Here is a 14128-nt window from a genome sequence, read left to right as displayed (position 1 = left end):
GGGCCCGACCCGAGGGGAGAGGTGCCGGATGTCGCAGGACGAGTCGCCCGCCGGGGTGGGGCACGCCCCCCGCCCCCCGCGCCGGCAGACCCGCCGCCCGGTGCCGTTCGCGCTCGCGCTGTGCGTCGCGGTGGTCTACCCGGTCGCGTCGGCGGTCTTCTCCCTGCGGTACCGGGACGCCGACCGGATCCCGGCCCGGGGCGGGGCGCTTCTGGTGGCCAACCACGTCTCGGTGCTCGACCCGCTGGCCTGCGCCCGGCTGGTCTGGGACGCCGGCCGGGTGCCGCACTTCCTGGCCAAGGACGCCCTGTTCACCGGCCTGGCCGGCACGATCCTGCGCGCCGCCGGGCAGATCCCGGTCTCCCGCGGGACCACCGCGGCCCGCTCCTCGGTGCACGCGGCCAAGGCCGCGCTCGACGCCGGCGACGTGGTGGTCATCTACCCCGAGGGCTCGGTCACCCGGGACCCCGAGTGGTGGCCGATGCAGGCCCGCTCCGGGGTGGCCCGGCTGGCGCTGACCACCGACGTCCCGGTGCTGCCGGTCGCCCAGTGGGGGCCGCAGCGGGTGCACGACTACCACGCCAAGCGGCTGCACCTGCGGTTGCGGGCGCCGGCGCAGTACCTGGTCGGCGAGCCCGTCGACCTCTCCGCCCAGCGCGCCGCGGTGCGCGCCGGCGCGCCGCTGTCGGGCGAGCTCCTGCGCGAGGTGACCGACCTGCTGATGACCCGCGTCCGTGACCAGCTCGGCGAGCTGCGCGGTGAGCAGCCGCCCACCGCCTTCCACCCGCGCCCGGCCGGCCGCGACCTCCCCGGGACCGCCGCGTGACCCGCGCCGCGGTGCTGGGCGCCGGCTCCTGGGGCACCACCTTCGCCAAGGTGCTCGCCGACGCCGGCTGCAGCGTCACCCTGCACGCCCGCCGTCCCGAACTGGTCACCGCGATCCAGGCCGGCCGGGAGAACCCCGACTACCTGCCCGGCGTCCGGCTGCCCGACGCCGTGCGGGCCACCGCCGACGCCGCCGAGGCCCTCGAGGGCGCCGACGTCGTGGTGCTCGCCGTGCCCAGCCAGACGCTGCGCGCCAACCTCACCGGCTGGGCGCCGCTGCTGCCCGGCGACGCGTCGCTGCTGTCGCTGATGAAGGGCGTCGAGCTCGGGACGACGAAGCGGATGAGCGAGGTCATCTGCGAGGTGACCGGCGCCGGCGCCGACCGGGTGGCCGCGCTGTCCGGGCCGAACCTGGCCCGGGAGATCGCCGAGGAGCAGCCCTCGGCGACGGTCATCGCCTGCACCGACACCGACCGCGCCGCGGCCCTGCAGGCCGCCTGCCACACCCGCTACTTCCGCCCGTACACCAACCCCGACCTGGTCGGCTGCGAGCTGGGCGGGGCGGTCAAGAACGTCATCGCGCTGGCCTGCGGCGTCGCCGAGGGCCTGGGCTACGGCGACAACACCCGGGCATCGCTGATCACCCGCGGCCTGGCCGAGACCGCCCGGCTGGGCACGGCGCTGGGCGCCGACCCCGCCACCTTCGCCGGGCTGGCCGGGCTCGGTGACCTGGTCGCCACCTGCTCCTCGCCGCTGTCGCGCAACCGCACCTTCGGCGAGCACCTGGGCCAGGGCATGTCGGTGGCCCAGGTCGAGCAGATCACCCGGCAGACCGCCGAGGGCGTGAAGAGCTGCCGCTCGGTGCTGGACCTGGCTCGCGCGCACGGGGTCGACGTGCCGATCACCGAGGCCGTCGTCCGGGTCTGCCACGAGGGCGAGTCGGCCGGGCAGATGGTGCGGGAGATGATGTCCCGAGAGGCCAAGCCGGAGTAGCGGCTGCCGCACCCCAGGAGGACGCTGTGAGCACCGCTGACGACCTGAGCCCGTTCGGCGACGGCACCCGCCTGGCCCACGCCGGCGACGAGCCGGCCGTGCCGGGCACCCCGCTGCGGCCCTCCCCGGTCTTCGCCGCCCCGTACCACCTGGGCGACCAGCCCCCGGGCGCGAACGGCGCCGACTCCTACGCCCGCGCCGACAACCCGACGCTGCGGGTCTTCGAGCGCGCGGTCGGCGAGCTCGACGGTGGCGACTGCCTGTCCTTCGCCACCGGCATGGCCGCGATCAGCTCCGCGGTGCTCGCGCTGGCCTCGGCCGGTGACCGGGTGGTGCTGCCGTCGGACGGCTACTACGCCAGCCGCGTGCTCGGCCGCGACGAGCTCCAGCGGCTGGGGCTGACCGTCGAGCTGGTGCCCACCCTGGAGATCGGGGCGGTCGCCGCCCGCGGCGACCTGGACGGCGCCCGGCTGGTGATGCTGGAGACCCCGAGCAACCCGCAGCTGGACGTCTGCGACATCGCCGCGGTGGCCCGGGCCACCCAGGCCGCGGGCGCGGTGCTGGTGGTCGACAACACCACGGCGACCCCCATCGGGCAGCGGCCGCTGGAGCTGGGGGCCGACGTCGTCGTCGCCGCCGACACCAAGGCGCTGACCGGGCACAGCGACGTCCTGCTCGGGCACGTCAGCACCGCCCGCACCGAGAAGGGCCGTGAGCTGTACGCCCGGGTCGCGGCGTGGCGCAAGACCACCGGCAACCCGCCCGGGCCGTTCGAGGCGTGGCTGGCGCACCGCTCGATGGGCACCCTGGACCTGCGGCTGGCCCGGCAGGCGGCCAACGCCGCGGCGCTGGCCGAGGTGCTCGCCGCCTCCCCGGCGGTGCGCGGCGTGCGCTGGCCCGGCCGCCCCGGCGACCCCTCCTACGAGCTCGCCGGTCGGCAGATGCTGCGGCAGAACGGGGTCGTGTCCGCCGAGCTCGCCGACGCCGAGGCGGTCGTCGCCCTCATCCGGGCCAGCCGGTTCTTCCTGGCCGCCACCAGCTTCGGGGGGCTGCACACCACGATCGACCGGCGCGCGCAGTGGGGCGGGGACGCCGTCCCGGGCGGGTTCGTGCGGTTCTCCTGCGGCATCGAGGACACCGCCGACCTGGTCGCCGACCTCGAGCAGGCGCTGGCCGGGCTCCCGGACCTGCGCGGCTGAGCGTCCCGGGGGCCGGTCGCGCGGCGCTCGACTAGGGTCGGTGGCGATGACCGGGCAGGCACCGTGACCCTCCGGTGGGGGCCCGCCGCCACCGCGGCGCTGCTGCTGCTCGGCGCCCCGGCCGTGGCCGGGTGCGCCCCCTCCGGCGCCGCGCCCACGGCGGGCGCGACGTCCTCCCCGGCCCTGCCGACCGACGCCGCGGGCCTGGAGCCGCTGCTGGTGGACCAGGTGCCCTCGGGGCTGCCGCGGGTGCCCGACGACGAGCTGGACCCGCCGGCGGGGGAGAAGACGATCGACGACGTCGCCCGCTACGGCGACGACGCCCAGCACCAGGAGCACGTGCTGGGCCAGTACGGCTACCAGCGCGGCTGGGAGCGGTTCTGGCGCTCGGGCGACCAGCTGACCAGCGTCTTCCTCGACCAGTTCGCCGACGCCGGCGGTGCGGCGTCCTACGCGGTCGACCTGGCCGGCAACGACGCCGACTACTACGGCGGCACGCTGGACCCCGATCCCTCCGGCCTGCCCGAGGACTGCGTGCTGCTGCTGCGCACCACCCCGGCGCCCGACGTGGGCATGGCCGGGCCGGCGGCGTTCTCCTGGTGCCCCCGCGGGTCGTTCACGGTGTCGGTGGCCGCGGTCGCCGCCGACGTGGACGCCGCCCGGACCGAGGTGCTCGCGGTCACCCGGGCCCAGCTGGACCGCCTGCCGCCGGCCTGAGGGAGGACCCGTGCCCCCCTCACCACTCGCGAGCTCGCGGTGAACGCCTGAACGGGGGCCGGTCAGGGTCCGGGCGTGGGCTCGACGTAGGGGATCGCGGTGGAGATGATCGGGCCCAGCGCCGTGGGGATGGCGCTGTCGGAGGTCGAGGGCACCCGCACCTGGACCGGCACGTTGCGGTCGACGGTCGTCCACACGGAGACGGCCGGGTCGGTGGTGTCGACGAACCACTCGACGCCGTTGATCACGAAGGTCTGGGGGCCGCCCACCACGTACCCGGCCGGCGGCTCGACACCGCAGACCAGCACCACCGGTGGGTCGCCCCAGGCGTAGGCGAACGGGGTGTCGGACTGCACCTGCCGGGACGTCTCACCGGCGGCCTCCAGCGGCAGCTGGCCCATCAGCACCGGGCAGGCGAGGTCGGCGGCCGGGGTGACGTCCGGGGTGTCGACCGGCACCGGCGGCAGGTCGCCGCGCGGGTCGGCCGTCTGGCCGGAGACCACGGCCGGGCCGCTCGCGTCGTCGCCGGGACCGTCGCCGCCGAGGACGTTGACCAGGACCAGCAGGACGACGACCAGCGGCACCAGCACCACGGTGGACAGCAGGGCCGCGCGGCGCAGCGGGTCGGCCGGCGGCCGCGGTGGGACCTCCGGCGCGGCGGGGGCGGGCGTGCTCAGGGGCTCAGATGTTGACGACGGGGCAGGTCAGCGTGCGGGTGATCCCGTCCACCGACTGCACGCGCGCCACGACCAGCCGGCCGAGCTCGTCGACGCTGTTGGCCTCGGCCCGCACGATCACGTCGTAGGGGCCGGTGACGTCCTCGGCCTTGGTCACCCCGGCGATCTCGCTGATGCTCGCGGCGACCGCGGCTGCCTTGCCGACTTCGGTCTGGATCAGGATGTAGGCGTGGACCACGACGTGACCTTCCTCGGGCAGTGCGGGGGCGATGCCCGCTGCTGGCTCGGCCTGCTCGCCGGGCAGCGGACAGACCGGCAACGTACCCCAGCGGGACAGGGCGCCCGGTGACTCGGCCCCGGCCGCTGGTCCCGCGGCCCGACGCCGCCGACAGCGTGGGCGTCGTCGGTGAGTTCGGCCTCATCGCCCGGGTGGTCGCCCGCTCGGGCACCGCGGCGCTGGCCGAGGTGGGCCCCGGGGACGACGCCGCGGTCGTCCGCACCCCCGACGGCCGGGTGGTGGCCTGCACCGACGTCCTGGTCGAGGGCCGGCACTTCCGCCGCGACTGGTCCTCCGGCGAGGACGTCGGGCACAAGGCCGCCGCGGCCAACCTCGCCGACGTCGCCGCGATGGGCGCCGTCCCGACCGCGCTGCTGGTCGGGCTGGCCTGCCCCGCCGGCACCCCGGCCGCGTGGCTGGAGGACGTCGCCTCGGGCATGGCCGAGGAGTGCGAGCGGTTCGGCGCCGCGGTGGTCGGCGGTGACACCTCGGCCAGCGCCCCCGACAGCGCGGCCGTCGTCCTGTCGGTGACCGCGCTGGGCGACCTGCAGGGCCGGGCGCCGGTGCTGCGCAGCGGGGCCCGCCCCGGCGACGTCGTCGCGGTCGCCGGCCGGCTGGGCTGGTCGGCCTGCGGGCTGGCCGTGCTGCGCCGCGGCTTCCACTCGCCGATCGCCGCGGTCTCCGCGCACCGCCGGCCCACCCCGCCGTACGCGGCCGGCCCGGCCGCGGCCGAGGCGGGCGCCACGTCGATGTGCGACACCAGCGACGGGCTGCTGGCCGACGCCGGGCACCTGGCCGCCGACAGCGGGGTCGTCCTCGACCTCGACCGCGCCGCCCTGGCCGCGGGATTCCTGGACCCGGTGGGGCCGCTGGCGCAGGTCGCGGCCGCGCTCGGCGGCGACCCGATGGCCTGGGTGCTCACCGGTGGCGAGGATCACGCCCTGGTGGCCACCTTCCCGGCCGCGGTCGAGCCCCCGGCAGGATGGACGACGATCGGCACCGTGACCGCGGTCCCGGCCGGCGGGGAGCCCGGCGTCCGGGTGGACGGCGTGCCCGCCGCGCGGGTCGCCGAGGAACTGGGGGAGGCGACCGGGCATGTCCACTTCGGCTGAGGCACGGGTGACCCTGCGGCAGGTCGGCTACGCCGACCCGGTGGCGCAGCACCTGATCGAGCGGGTCCAGCAGGAGTACGTGGTCCGCTACGGCGGGCGCGACGAGGCGGTCGTCGACCCGGCCGAGTTCTCCCCGCCGCACGGGCTGTTCCTGGTCGCCGAGGTCGACGGGGTGCCCGCCGGCTGCGGTGGCTGGCGGGCGCACCGCGCCGGCGAGGGGGCGGCCGAGCTCAAGCGGATGTACGTGGAGCCGGGCTTCCGGCGGCGGGGCGTGTCCCGGCTGCTGCTGGCCGAGCTCGAGCGCACCGCCGCCGCGGCCGGCCACCCCCGGCTGGTGCTCAACTCCGGCGGCCGGCAGCCCGAGGCCCTGGCGCTGTACGCCCGCGAGGGGTACACACCGGTCGCCGGGTACGGCGTCTACGCCGACTCGCCCGACGCGGTCTTCCTGGGCAAGCGGCTCGACGCCGGTGACCAGGGGGCCGACCGGCCGGTGGAGGAGGACACGTGGGCGTCGTGACGGTGTCGGCGTCGTACGGCTGCGGCGGGGCCGAGATCGCCCCGGCCGTCGCCGAGGCGCTCGGGCTGCCCTTCCACGACCGGGTCATCCCGGCCCAGGTCGCCGGCCGGCTGGGGGTGCCGGTCGCCGAGGCCGAGGCCAACGACGAGACGATCACCCGTGGGCTGTGGCGGCTGGTCAGCTCGCTGGGCACGATGCCCGACCCGGTGGGCGGCGTGCTGCCCACCTCCTCGCTGCCCGACGAGCGCGCCTACCGGCAGCAGACCGAGCGGGTGCTCTTCGAGATCGCCGCGGGCCCCGGGGGCGTGGTGCTGGGTCGGGCGGCGGCGATGGTGCTGCGCGGCCGCCCCGACGTGCTGCACGTGCGGCTGGACGGCGCGCCCGAGCGTCGGCTGGCCGCCGCGGTGGCGCACTCGGGGCGGCCCGAGGACGAGGTCCGGCGCGACCGGGACGCCGCCGACGCCGGCCGGGTCGCCTACGTCCGGCACTTCTACCGCTGCGACCCCGCCGAGGCCCGGCACTACCACCTGGTCGTCGACAGCACGGTGGTCCCACACGACACGGTGGTCGGGCTGGTGGTCACCGCCGCCCGGGCGCTGGGCATCGGCGCGGCCTGAGGAGCACGCCGGAGACCCCGGAGGTCAGTGACCTCCGGGGTCTCCGGTCCCGCCGGGGCGGGGGTGGTACGTCGGCGCCGGTGGTCGGCGCCCGAGCACTAGACCCGGGCGACCTTGCCGGCGCGGATGCAGGACGTGCAGGCGTTGATGCGCTTGCGGCCACCGCCGGTGAGCGCAGCCCGCACGGACTGGATGTTCGGGTTCCAACGGCGCGGCGTCCGGCGGTGCGAGTGGGACACCGCCATGCCGAAACCGGGCCCCTTGCCACACACGTCGCACACGGCAGCCACGGTCGATCACTCCCAGAAGATTGGTGAAGCTGAAGTCGGTTCTCGGTGCCCGCCGGGAGCCCGGGGGTGAGGACACCCCAGGGCACGGCCCAGCCCGGCACACGCTCGGTCCACTGTAGACGGTCCCGGAGGACGACGTCCGACCACCCCGGCCCGGGCAGGGCAGGGCCCGCGCTGCGCCGCTCCTGTCGGCCCTCCCGCGTACCCTCCGGCACGTGCTGGAGGCGCTGGACGAGGCCGCGGTCGGCCGGTGGAGCCGCGCCGTGGTCGACACCCTTGCCCAGGCGCGGGGGCGGCTCGACGAGCTCAACGTCTTCCCGGTCCCCGACGGCGACACCGGCACCAACCTGCTGATGACCGCCGAGGCCGGCAACGCCGCGCTGGAGCAGGCCGCCCGCGAGGCGGACGCGGGCGGTGAGTCGCCGTGGACCGTGCTGGCCCGCGGCGCCGTGCTCGGTGCCCGGGGCAACTCCGGCGCGATCCTGGCCCAGCTGCTGCGCGGGCTCGCCGACGGCCTGGCCGGGGCCGCGCGGGTCGACGGGCGGGTGCTGGCCGAGGCGCTGTCGGCGGCCTCCCGCACCGCCTACACCGCTGTCGCCGACCCCGAGGAGGGCACGTTCCTCACCGTCGCGCGGGCCGGCGCCGAGGCCGCCGCGGCCGCGGTCTCCGGGGGCCGGGCGCTGCTCGCCGACGTCGTCCGGGCCGCCGCCGACGGCGCGCTGACCGCGCTGCAGGCCACCCCCGGGCAGCTCGCCGCGCTCCGCGACGCCGGGGTCGTCGACGCCGGCGGGGCCGGCTGGTGCCTGGTGCTCGACGCCCTGGTCGGCACCGTCACCGGCACCGTGCCCACCCGCGCCCCGCTCGACCGCCGGCCGGCCCGGCACCGCGGCGTCCCCGCGCCCACCGCCCCCGCGCCCGGGCCGGGCAGCGAGGTGCAGTTCCTGCTCGCCGACTCCGACGAGGCGGCGGTGGCCCGGCTGCAGGGCCGGCTGGCCGAGCTGGGCGACTGCCTGGTCGTGGTCGGGGTCGACACCCCCGGCGGCCGGGAGTGGAACGTGCACGTGCACGTCGGCGACGTCGGCGCCGCCATCGAGGCCGGCATCGAGGCCGGGCGCCCGCACCGCATCTCGGTCACCGCCCTGGCCCCGGTCCGTCCGCCGGCCGCGGCCGCCGGCACCCGGGCGTCGGTGGCGCTCACCTGCTCCGCCGGGCTGGCCGACCTGTTCGCCGGCGAGGGCGTCGCGGTGCTCACCGCCCCGGCGGGCGAGGTCACCGAGGACGCCGTCCTCGCCGCGGTGCTGGGCACCGGCGCCGAGCAGGTCGTGGTGCTGCCCAACGACGCCGAGGCCACCGCGGTCACCGCCCGCGCCGCCGAGCGCGCCCGCGAGGACGGCCGCGACGTCGTCGTCGTCCCGACCCGGTCGGGGGTGCAGGGCCTGGCCGCGCTGGCGGTCGCGGACCCCGCCCGCCGCTTCGGCGACGACGTGGTCGCGATGGCCGAGGCGGCCGCCGCCACCCGCTGGGCCGAGGTCACCGTCGCCGCCCACGACGCCCTCACCTCCGCCGGCCGCTGCGCCGCCGGCGACGTCCTGGGCAGCGCGGAGGGCGACGTCGTCGTGATCGGCCCCGACCTCGCCACGGTCGCCCGCGACCTGCTCGACCGGCTGCTGTCCGCCGGAGGCGAGATGGTCACCGTCGTCGTGGGTGAGGACGCCGCGCTGGGCGACGCCGTCTGCGCCCACCTGGCCGCGGTGCACCCCACGGTCGACGTCGTCCGCTACGCCGGCGGTGCCGGGGCGGTGCCGCTGCTGGTCGGGGTGGAGTGACGTGGCGCTGACCATGGGCACCCCGCTCACCCGGGTGCTGGGCCCCAAGACCGCCGAGGTGATGGCCACCCAGCTGTCGCTGCACACCGTCCGCGACCTGCTGCGCCACTACCCGCGGCGCTACGCCCGGCGCGGGGAGATGACCCGGCTCGACGGCCTGGAGGTCGGCGACCGGGTCACCGTGCTGGCGCAGGTGAAGAACGTGAGCACCCGGCGGATGCAGCAGCGCCGCGGCACGCTCACCGAGGTCACCGTGGGCGACGGCGCGGGCAGCATGCGGCTGGTCTTCTTCAACAACCGGCACGCCCACCTCGACGTCGGCGAGTGGGGCCTGTTCGCCGGCACCGTGGGGCTGTGGCGCGGCGAGAAGCAGTTCACCCACCCCGACTGCCACATCATCACCGGTGACGACGACGACTGGGCCCGGGCGATGGTGCCGCTGTACCCGGCCAGCAAGGACGTCTCCAGCTGGGTGATCCAGAAGTCGGTCAAGTTGCTGCTCGACGACCCGCGGTCGCTGGAGCAGATGCTCGACGACCCGATCCCGGCGGCGGTCCGTGCGCGTCACGGCCTGGTCGACCTGCCCACCGCGCTGCGGCACAAGCACCGGCCCGAGAGCCAGGAGCAGGTCGACCAGGCCGACGAGCGGCTCAAGTGGGACGAGGCGTTGGTGCTGCAGGCCACCCTCGCCGCCCGGCGCCGGGCCGCCGCCCTGGAGCCCGGCATCGCCCGGCCACGCCGCAGCGGCGGCCTGCTGGACGCCGTCGACGCCGCGCTGCCGTTCGCCCTCACCGACGGGCAGCGCGAGGTGGGCGAGGAGCTGGCCGCCGAGCTCGCCCGCGAGCAGCCGATGAACCGGCTGCTGCAGGGCGAGGTCGGCTCGGGCAAGACCGTCGTGGCGCTGCGGGCGATGGCCCAGGTCGTCGACGCCGGGGGGCAGGCCGCACTGCTGGCCCCCACCGAGGTGCTCGCCGCCCAGCACGCCCGCAGCCTGGCCGCGATCCTCGGTCCGCTGGGCAGGGCGGGTGAGCTCGACGGCGACGCGGCCGGCACCCGGGTGCAGCTGCTGACCGGGTCGCAGAAGGCCGCCGTGCGCCGGCAGGCCCGCGCCGCGGTCGCCGACGGCAGCGCGGGCATCGTCGTGGGCACCCACGCGCTGCTCCAGGAGGGTGTCGAGTTCGCCGACCTCGGCCTGGTCGTGGTCGACGAGCAGCACCGCTTCGGCGTCGAGCAGCGCGACGCCCTGCGCGCCAAGGGCAACCGGCCGCCGCACGTGCTGGTCATGACGGCGACCCCCATCCCGCGCACCGTGGCGATGACCGTCTACGGCGACCTCGAGACCTCCACGCTGCGCCAGCTGCCCGCCGGCCGCGGCGGCGTCTCCAGCTCGGTCGTGCCGGTGGGGGAGAAGCCGGCCTGGCTCGACCGCGCCTGGGCCCGGCTGCGCGAGGAGGTCGCCGCCGGCCGGCAGGCCTACGTCGTCTGCCCACGGATCGGCGACCTCGACGACGGCGGCAAGGGCGACGACGGCCCCGACGGCGAGGACGGCGCCCCGCCGCCGGAGCCGAAGGGCGGCACGAGCGACAAGCGCCCGCCGCTGGCGGTGCTCGACGTGGCCGACGCGCTGCGGGCCGGGCCGCTGTCGTCGCTGCGGGTCGAGGTGCTGCACGGCCGCATGACCCCGGAGGACAAGGAGGCGCGGATGCAGGCCTTCGCCGCCGCCGAGGTCGACGTCCTGGTCGCCACCACGGTGGTCGAGGTCGGCGTCGACGTGCCCAACGCGACCGTCATGGTCGTCATGGACGCCGACCGGTTCGGCGTCAGCCAGCTCCACCAGCTGCGCGGGCGGGTGGCCCGGGGCAAGCACGCCGGGCTGTGCCTGCTGGTCAGCGAGGCGCCCAGCAGCTCGGCCACCGGGCAGCGGCTGGCCGCGGTCGCCTCCACCACCGACGGGTTCGCACTCGCCCGCCTCGACCTGGAGACCCGGCGGGAGGGCGACGTCCTCGGCGCCGCCCAGTCCGGTCGTCGCTCCGGGGTGCGGCTGCTGTCGCTCGTCGACGACGAGCACCTCATCGCCGAGGCCCGGGTCGAGGCCACCGCGCTCGTCGAGCGGGGCCGCGGCCTGGCCGACCACCCCGAGCTGGCCGCCGCGGTCGCGGCGCTCAGCCTCGACGAGCGCGCCGAGTACCTGGAGAAGGCGTGACGGACCCCGTCCTCCGCACCCCTCGCGTGCCCGGGGCGGGCCGGCGGACGAGGCTGGTGACATGACGCGACTGATCTCCGGCGTGGCCGGTGGGCGCACGCTCAAGGTGCCCCGGACCGGGGTGCGGCCGACCGGGGACCGGGCCCGGGAGGGCCTGTTCAACTCCCTGGGCTCGCTGCTGGACCTCGACGGCGCCCGGGTGCTCGACCTCTACGCCGGCTCCGGCGCGCTCGGGCTCGAGGCGCTGTCCCGCGGTGCGGACGAGGCGGTCTTCGTCGAGAACGGCGCCGGGGTGCTGCCGGTGCTGCGGGCCAACATCGCCGCCGTCGGGCTGCCCGGGGCGGTGGTGCTGCCCGGCAGCGTCCCCACCGTGGTGGCCGGTGCGGCGTCGGCCCCCTTCGACCTGGTCTTCGCCGACCCGCCCTACGTGACGCCGGTCGAGCAGGTGCTCGACGTCCTGGGCTCCCTGGTCGCCCGGGGCTGGCTGGCCCCGGACGCCGTCGTGGTCGTGGAGCGGTCCAGCCGGGAGGAGGCCTTCGCGTGGCCGACACCCCTCGAGGGGGTCCGCGATCGGCGCTACGGGGAGGCCGTGCTCCGGTACGGTCGCTTCCCGTGAGGCGTGCGGTCTGTCCCGGCTCCTTCGACCCGGTCACCAACGGCCATGTCGACGTGATCACGCGCGCCGCCGCCCTGTACGACGAGCTGGTCGTGGCCGTGCTGGTCAACCCCGGCAAGGCCGGGCTGTTCGACGTCGACGAGCGCATGGAGCTGCTGCGCCGGGCGGTCGAGGCGTGCCCCAACGTGACGGTCGCCAGCTTCGAGGGCCTGCTGGTCGACTGGTGCCGCAGTCACGACGTCCCGGTGATCGTCAAGGGGCTGCGCGCGGTGGGCGACTTCGAGTACGAGCTGCAGATGGCCCAGATGAACCGCGAGCTGGCCGGCATCGAGACGCTGTTCATGCCCACCGCACCCCAGGTCGGGCACCTGTCCTCCAGCCTGGTCAAGCAGATCGCCCGCTTCGGCGGCGACGTGTCCTCGCTGGTGCCCCCGGCGGTCAACGACCGGCTGGTGGCCCGGTCCCGGGAGGGGGAGCAGCCGTGACCGAGGTCGTGTACCGGCTCTACGAGACCGTCGACGAGCTGACCACCGTCATCGAGAACGCCCGCAGCGTGCCCATGTCGGCCTCCTGCATGGTGCCCCGTGACCACCTGCTCGACCTGCTCGACGACCTGCGCGAGAACCTGCCCGACGAGGTGCAGCAGGCCGGCGCCATCGTCGAGCAGCGCACCGAGATCCTGCAGCAGGCCCAGGCCGAGGCCGAGCGGCTCACCGGCCGCACGCGCAGCGAGAGCGAACAGGTGGTCGCCACCGCCCGCCGGCAGCGCGAGGAGCTGATCGGCACCGCCCGCCGCCAGCGCGACGAGGTGCTCAGCCAGGCGCAGGCCCAGGCCGACGACCTGCTGCGGCAGGCCGAGGCCGAGGCCGAGGCGATCGTCGCCGAGGCCCGCCAGCTGCACGAGCAGCTGCTGGCCGACGCCCATGCGCAGCACGCCGAGCTGATCGCCGCCGCCGAGGCCGAGCACGAGCGGCTGCTGGCCGAGACCGAGGTGTACCGCAGCGCCGTCGACCGGGCCGACGAGCTCGGCGCGCAGACCGCCGCCGAGGTGGCCCGGATGCGGGCCGAGGTCGACGAGTACGTCGACACCCGGCTCGCCGACTTCGGGAACACGCTGGCGCACATGACGCGTTCGGTGGAGAAGGCGCGCACCAACCTGCGTTCACCGTGACCGGTGACGTGGCAGCCCCCGGACCCGGGCACCCCTGACCGCCTCGCCGTCGACGGACGGCGTGACGGCGTCGGGTAGTCTGTTCCTCTGTCCGGCTGCTGCCGTGCCGCGCGCCCTCCGTGCGCGGTGCCCCGCGCCGGCGAACCCACCGACGATGACGACGAGTACTGACATGCCTGCTGCTCCCTCGCCCGCCCACGGCGCCGCGTCCTCCGACGCCCGGCGCCCCGCTGGCGACCCCGTCGACGCGACCGACCAGGCTCCCCGCACCGCCGCCGAGAAGGCGCTGGAGAAGGCCTGGAAGGTCGACCTCCGTGAACTCGGCCGCCGCGCCGGCACGATGCGCGAGTGGGACAAGACCCTCCCGGCGATGGCCGGCTGGGGCGTGGAGATGATCGGCGTGCCCGAGGGCGCCCCGGTCCACCTGCGGCTGCGGCTGGAGTCGGTGATGGAGGGCGTCCTGGTCTCCGGCCAGGTCGACGTCCCGGTCACCGGCCAGTGCGCGCGCTGCCTGGACCCGCTCGAGGACACGCTCACCCTCGACGTCCAGGAGCTCTACGCCTACGCCGGGAGCACCACCGAGGCCACCAGCGAGGAGGACGAGGTACGCCGCATCGACGGCGAGTCCCTCGACCTCGCCCCGCTGGTCCGGGACACCGTCGTCCTGACCCTGCCGCTGTCGCCGACCTGCACGCCCGACTGCGCCGGCCTGTGCGTCGACTGCGGCGAGCGGCTGGACGACCTGCCGGCCGACCACTCGCACGAGGTCATCGACCCCCGGTGGGCCGGGCTCGCCGCTCGCCTCGCCGACACCGACACCACCGACAGCGCGGATCGACCCCAGCCGGGGTCGGCCAGCCGCACCGACCCAGAGGAGAACTGACGTGGCCGTTCCGAAGAGGAAGATGTCCCGGTCCAACACCCGGGCCCGTCGGTCGCAGTGGAAGGCCACGGCCCCCACGCTCGCGCCCTGCCCCAACCCGGCCTGCCGTGAGCTGAAGCCGCCGCACATCGCCTGCCCGACCTGCGGTCAGCACGACGGTCGTCAGGTCCTCGCGGTCTGATCCGGAGCACCTCCAGCGTGGCGC

At 76.5% G+C, this 14128-nt stretch carries 17 protein-coding genes; 14 read left to right on the top strand and 3 right to left on the bottom strand.

Annotation, left to right across the window (positions count from 1 at the left end; translation table 11 throughout):
• The first annotated feature begins 28 nt into the window (after window positions 1-28).
• The 4 genes from ACGBYP_RS05760 (at window position 29) to ACGBYP_RS05745 (ending at window position 3734) form a co-directional block, all read left to right on the top strand.
• Window positions 29-826, top strand: a complete 798-nt coding sequence (locus ACGBYP_RS05760) for a lysophospholipid acyltransferase family protein (protein WP_411582318.1) — start codon at window positions 29-31, stop codon at window positions 824-826.
• Window positions 823-1818 carry an NAD(P)H-dependent glycerol-3-phosphate dehydrogenase gene (locus ACGBYP_RS05755; RefSeq protein WP_411582317.1) on the top strand — a complete coding sequence of 332 codons (996 nt, stop codon included), beginning with the start codon at window positions 823-825 and terminating at the stop codon, window positions 1816-1818. Before ACGBYP_RS05760 ends, ACGBYP_RS05755 begins: the two co-directional genes overlap by 4 nt.
• Window positions 1819-1844: 26 nt before the next feature.
• Window positions 1845-3017, top strand: coding sequence for a cystathionine gamma-lyase (locus ACGBYP_RS05750; RefSeq protein WP_411582316.1), 1173 nt, complete (start codon window positions 1845-1847; stop codon window positions 3015-3017).
• Window positions 3018-3080: 63 nt separating this feature from the next.
• Window positions 3081-3734: a hypothetical protein gene (locus ACGBYP_RS05745; protein ID WP_411582315.1), complete on the top strand. Its 654-nt coding sequence runs from the start codon at window positions 3081-3083 to the stop codon at window positions 3732-3734.
• A 62-nt stretch (window positions 3735-3796) separates the two neighbouring features.
• Here ACGBYP_RS05745 and ACGBYP_RS05740 read toward each other — a convergent pair whose 3' ends face one another.
• Together ACGBYP_RS05740 and ACGBYP_RS05735 are read right to left on the bottom strand one after the other, a co-directional pair.
• Window positions 3797-4327, bottom strand: coding sequence for a DUF3515 domain-containing protein (locus ACGBYP_RS05740; protein WP_411582314.1), 531 nt, complete (start codon window positions 4325-4327; stop codon window positions 3797-3799).
• An 88-nt stretch (window positions 4328-4415) separates the two neighbouring features.
• Window positions 4416-4649 (bottom strand): Lrp/AsnC ligand binding domain-containing protein, encoded by a 234-nt coding sequence (locus tag ACGBYP_RS05735; RefSeq protein ID WP_411583667.1) that lies wholly within the window; start codon window positions 4647-4649, stop codon window positions 4416-4418.
• A gap of 107 nt (window positions 4650-4756) precedes the next feature.
• Here ACGBYP_RS05735 and ACGBYP_RS05730 point away from each other — a divergent pair, with 107 nt between their 5' ends.
• From ACGBYP_RS05730 to ACGBYP_RS05720, 3 genes are read left to right on the top strand one after another with little or no spacing between them, the layout of a single operon-like run.
• A complete protein-coding gene (locus ACGBYP_RS05730) occupies window positions 4757-5800 on the top strand; it encodes a thiamine-phosphate kinase (RefSeq protein ID WP_411582313.1) in 1044 nt (347 codons plus the stop codon).
• The gene (locus tag ACGBYP_RS05725) at window positions 5784-6317 is read left to right on the top strand and encodes a GNAT family N-acetyltransferase (protein WP_411582312.1); all 534 of its coding nucleotides are present in this window, start codon (window positions 5784-5786) and stop codon (window positions 6315-6317) included. Before ACGBYP_RS05730 ends, ACGBYP_RS05725 begins: the two co-directional genes overlap by 17 nt.
• Window positions 6305-6934 (top strand): AAA family ATPase, encoded by a 630-nt coding sequence (locus ACGBYP_RS05720; RefSeq protein ID WP_411582311.1) that lies wholly within the window; start codon window positions 6305-6307, stop codon window positions 6932-6934. The genes ACGBYP_RS05725 and ACGBYP_RS05720 overlap by 13 nt, the downstream gene beginning before the upstream one ends.
• Window positions 6935-7032: 98 nt before the next feature.
• Here ACGBYP_RS05720 and rpmB read toward each other — a convergent pair whose 3' ends face one another.
• A complete protein-coding gene (gene rpmB / locus ACGBYP_RS05715) occupies window positions 7033-7224 on the bottom strand; it encodes a 50S ribosomal protein L28 (protein WP_163612167.1) in 192 nt (63 codons plus the stop codon).
• A 215-nt stretch (window positions 7225-7439) separates the two neighbouring features.
• Between rpmB and ACGBYP_RS05710 the strand changes: the two genes are divergently transcribed.
• The 7 genes from ACGBYP_RS05710 to rpmF all read left to right on the top strand — a co-directional run bounded on the left by ACGBYP_RS05710 (window position 7440) and on the right by rpmF (window position 14104).
• Window positions 7440-9050, top strand: coding sequence for a DAK2 domain-containing protein (locus ACGBYP_RS05710; protein ID WP_411582310.1), 1611 nt, complete (start codon window positions 7440-7442; stop codon window positions 9048-9050).
• A 1-nt stretch (window position 9051) separates the two neighbouring features.
• On the top strand, window positions 9052-11253 hold the full coding sequence (gene recG, locus ACGBYP_RS05705) for an ATP-dependent DNA helicase RecG (RefSeq protein ID WP_411582309.1): 2202 nt from the start codon (window positions 9052-9054) through the stop codon (window positions 11251-11253).
• Window positions 11254-11314: 61 nt separating this feature from the next.
• Window positions 11315-11869 (top strand): 16S rRNA (guanine(966)-N(2))-methyltransferase RsmD, encoded by a 555-nt coding sequence (gene rsmD, locus ACGBYP_RS05700; RefSeq protein WP_411582308.1) that lies wholly within the window; start codon window positions 11315-11317, stop codon window positions 11867-11869.
• Window positions 11866-12354: a pantetheine-phosphate adenylyltransferase gene (gene coaD / locus ACGBYP_RS05695; protein ID WP_411582307.1), complete on the top strand. Its 489-nt coding sequence runs from the start codon at window positions 11866-11868 to the stop codon at window positions 12352-12354. The genes rsmD and coaD overlap by 4 nt, the downstream gene beginning before the upstream one ends.
• Complete coding sequence (locus tag ACGBYP_RS05690) at window positions 12351-13040, top strand: hypothetical protein (protein ID WP_411582306.1); 690 nt, start codon at window positions 12351-12353, stop codon at window positions 13038-13040. The genes coaD and ACGBYP_RS05690 overlap by 4 nt, the downstream gene beginning before the upstream one ends.
• A 172-nt stretch (window positions 13041-13212) precedes the next feature.
• The gene (locus tag ACGBYP_RS05685) at window positions 13213-13923 is read left to right on the top strand and encodes a YceD family protein (protein ID WP_411582305.1); all 711 of its coding nucleotides are present in this window, start codon (window positions 13213-13215) and stop codon (window positions 13921-13923) included.
• 1 nt (window position 13924) lies between these two features.
• Window positions 13925-14104, top strand: coding sequence for a 50S ribosomal protein L32 (gene rpmF, locus ACGBYP_RS05680; protein WP_163612155.1), 180 nt, complete (start codon window positions 13925-13927; stop codon window positions 14102-14104).
• The last annotated feature ends 24 nt before the right edge of the window (window positions 14105-14128 follow it).

This window comes from Modestobacter sp. SSW1-42 (genome assembly GCF_046635825.1).
GTDB lineage: Bacteria > Actinomycetota > Actinomycetes > Mycobacteriales > Geodermatophilaceae > Modestobacter.
The sequence above is the reverse complement of the archived record's forward strand: the minus strand, read 5'-3'. Positions and strand labels throughout refer to the sequence as shown.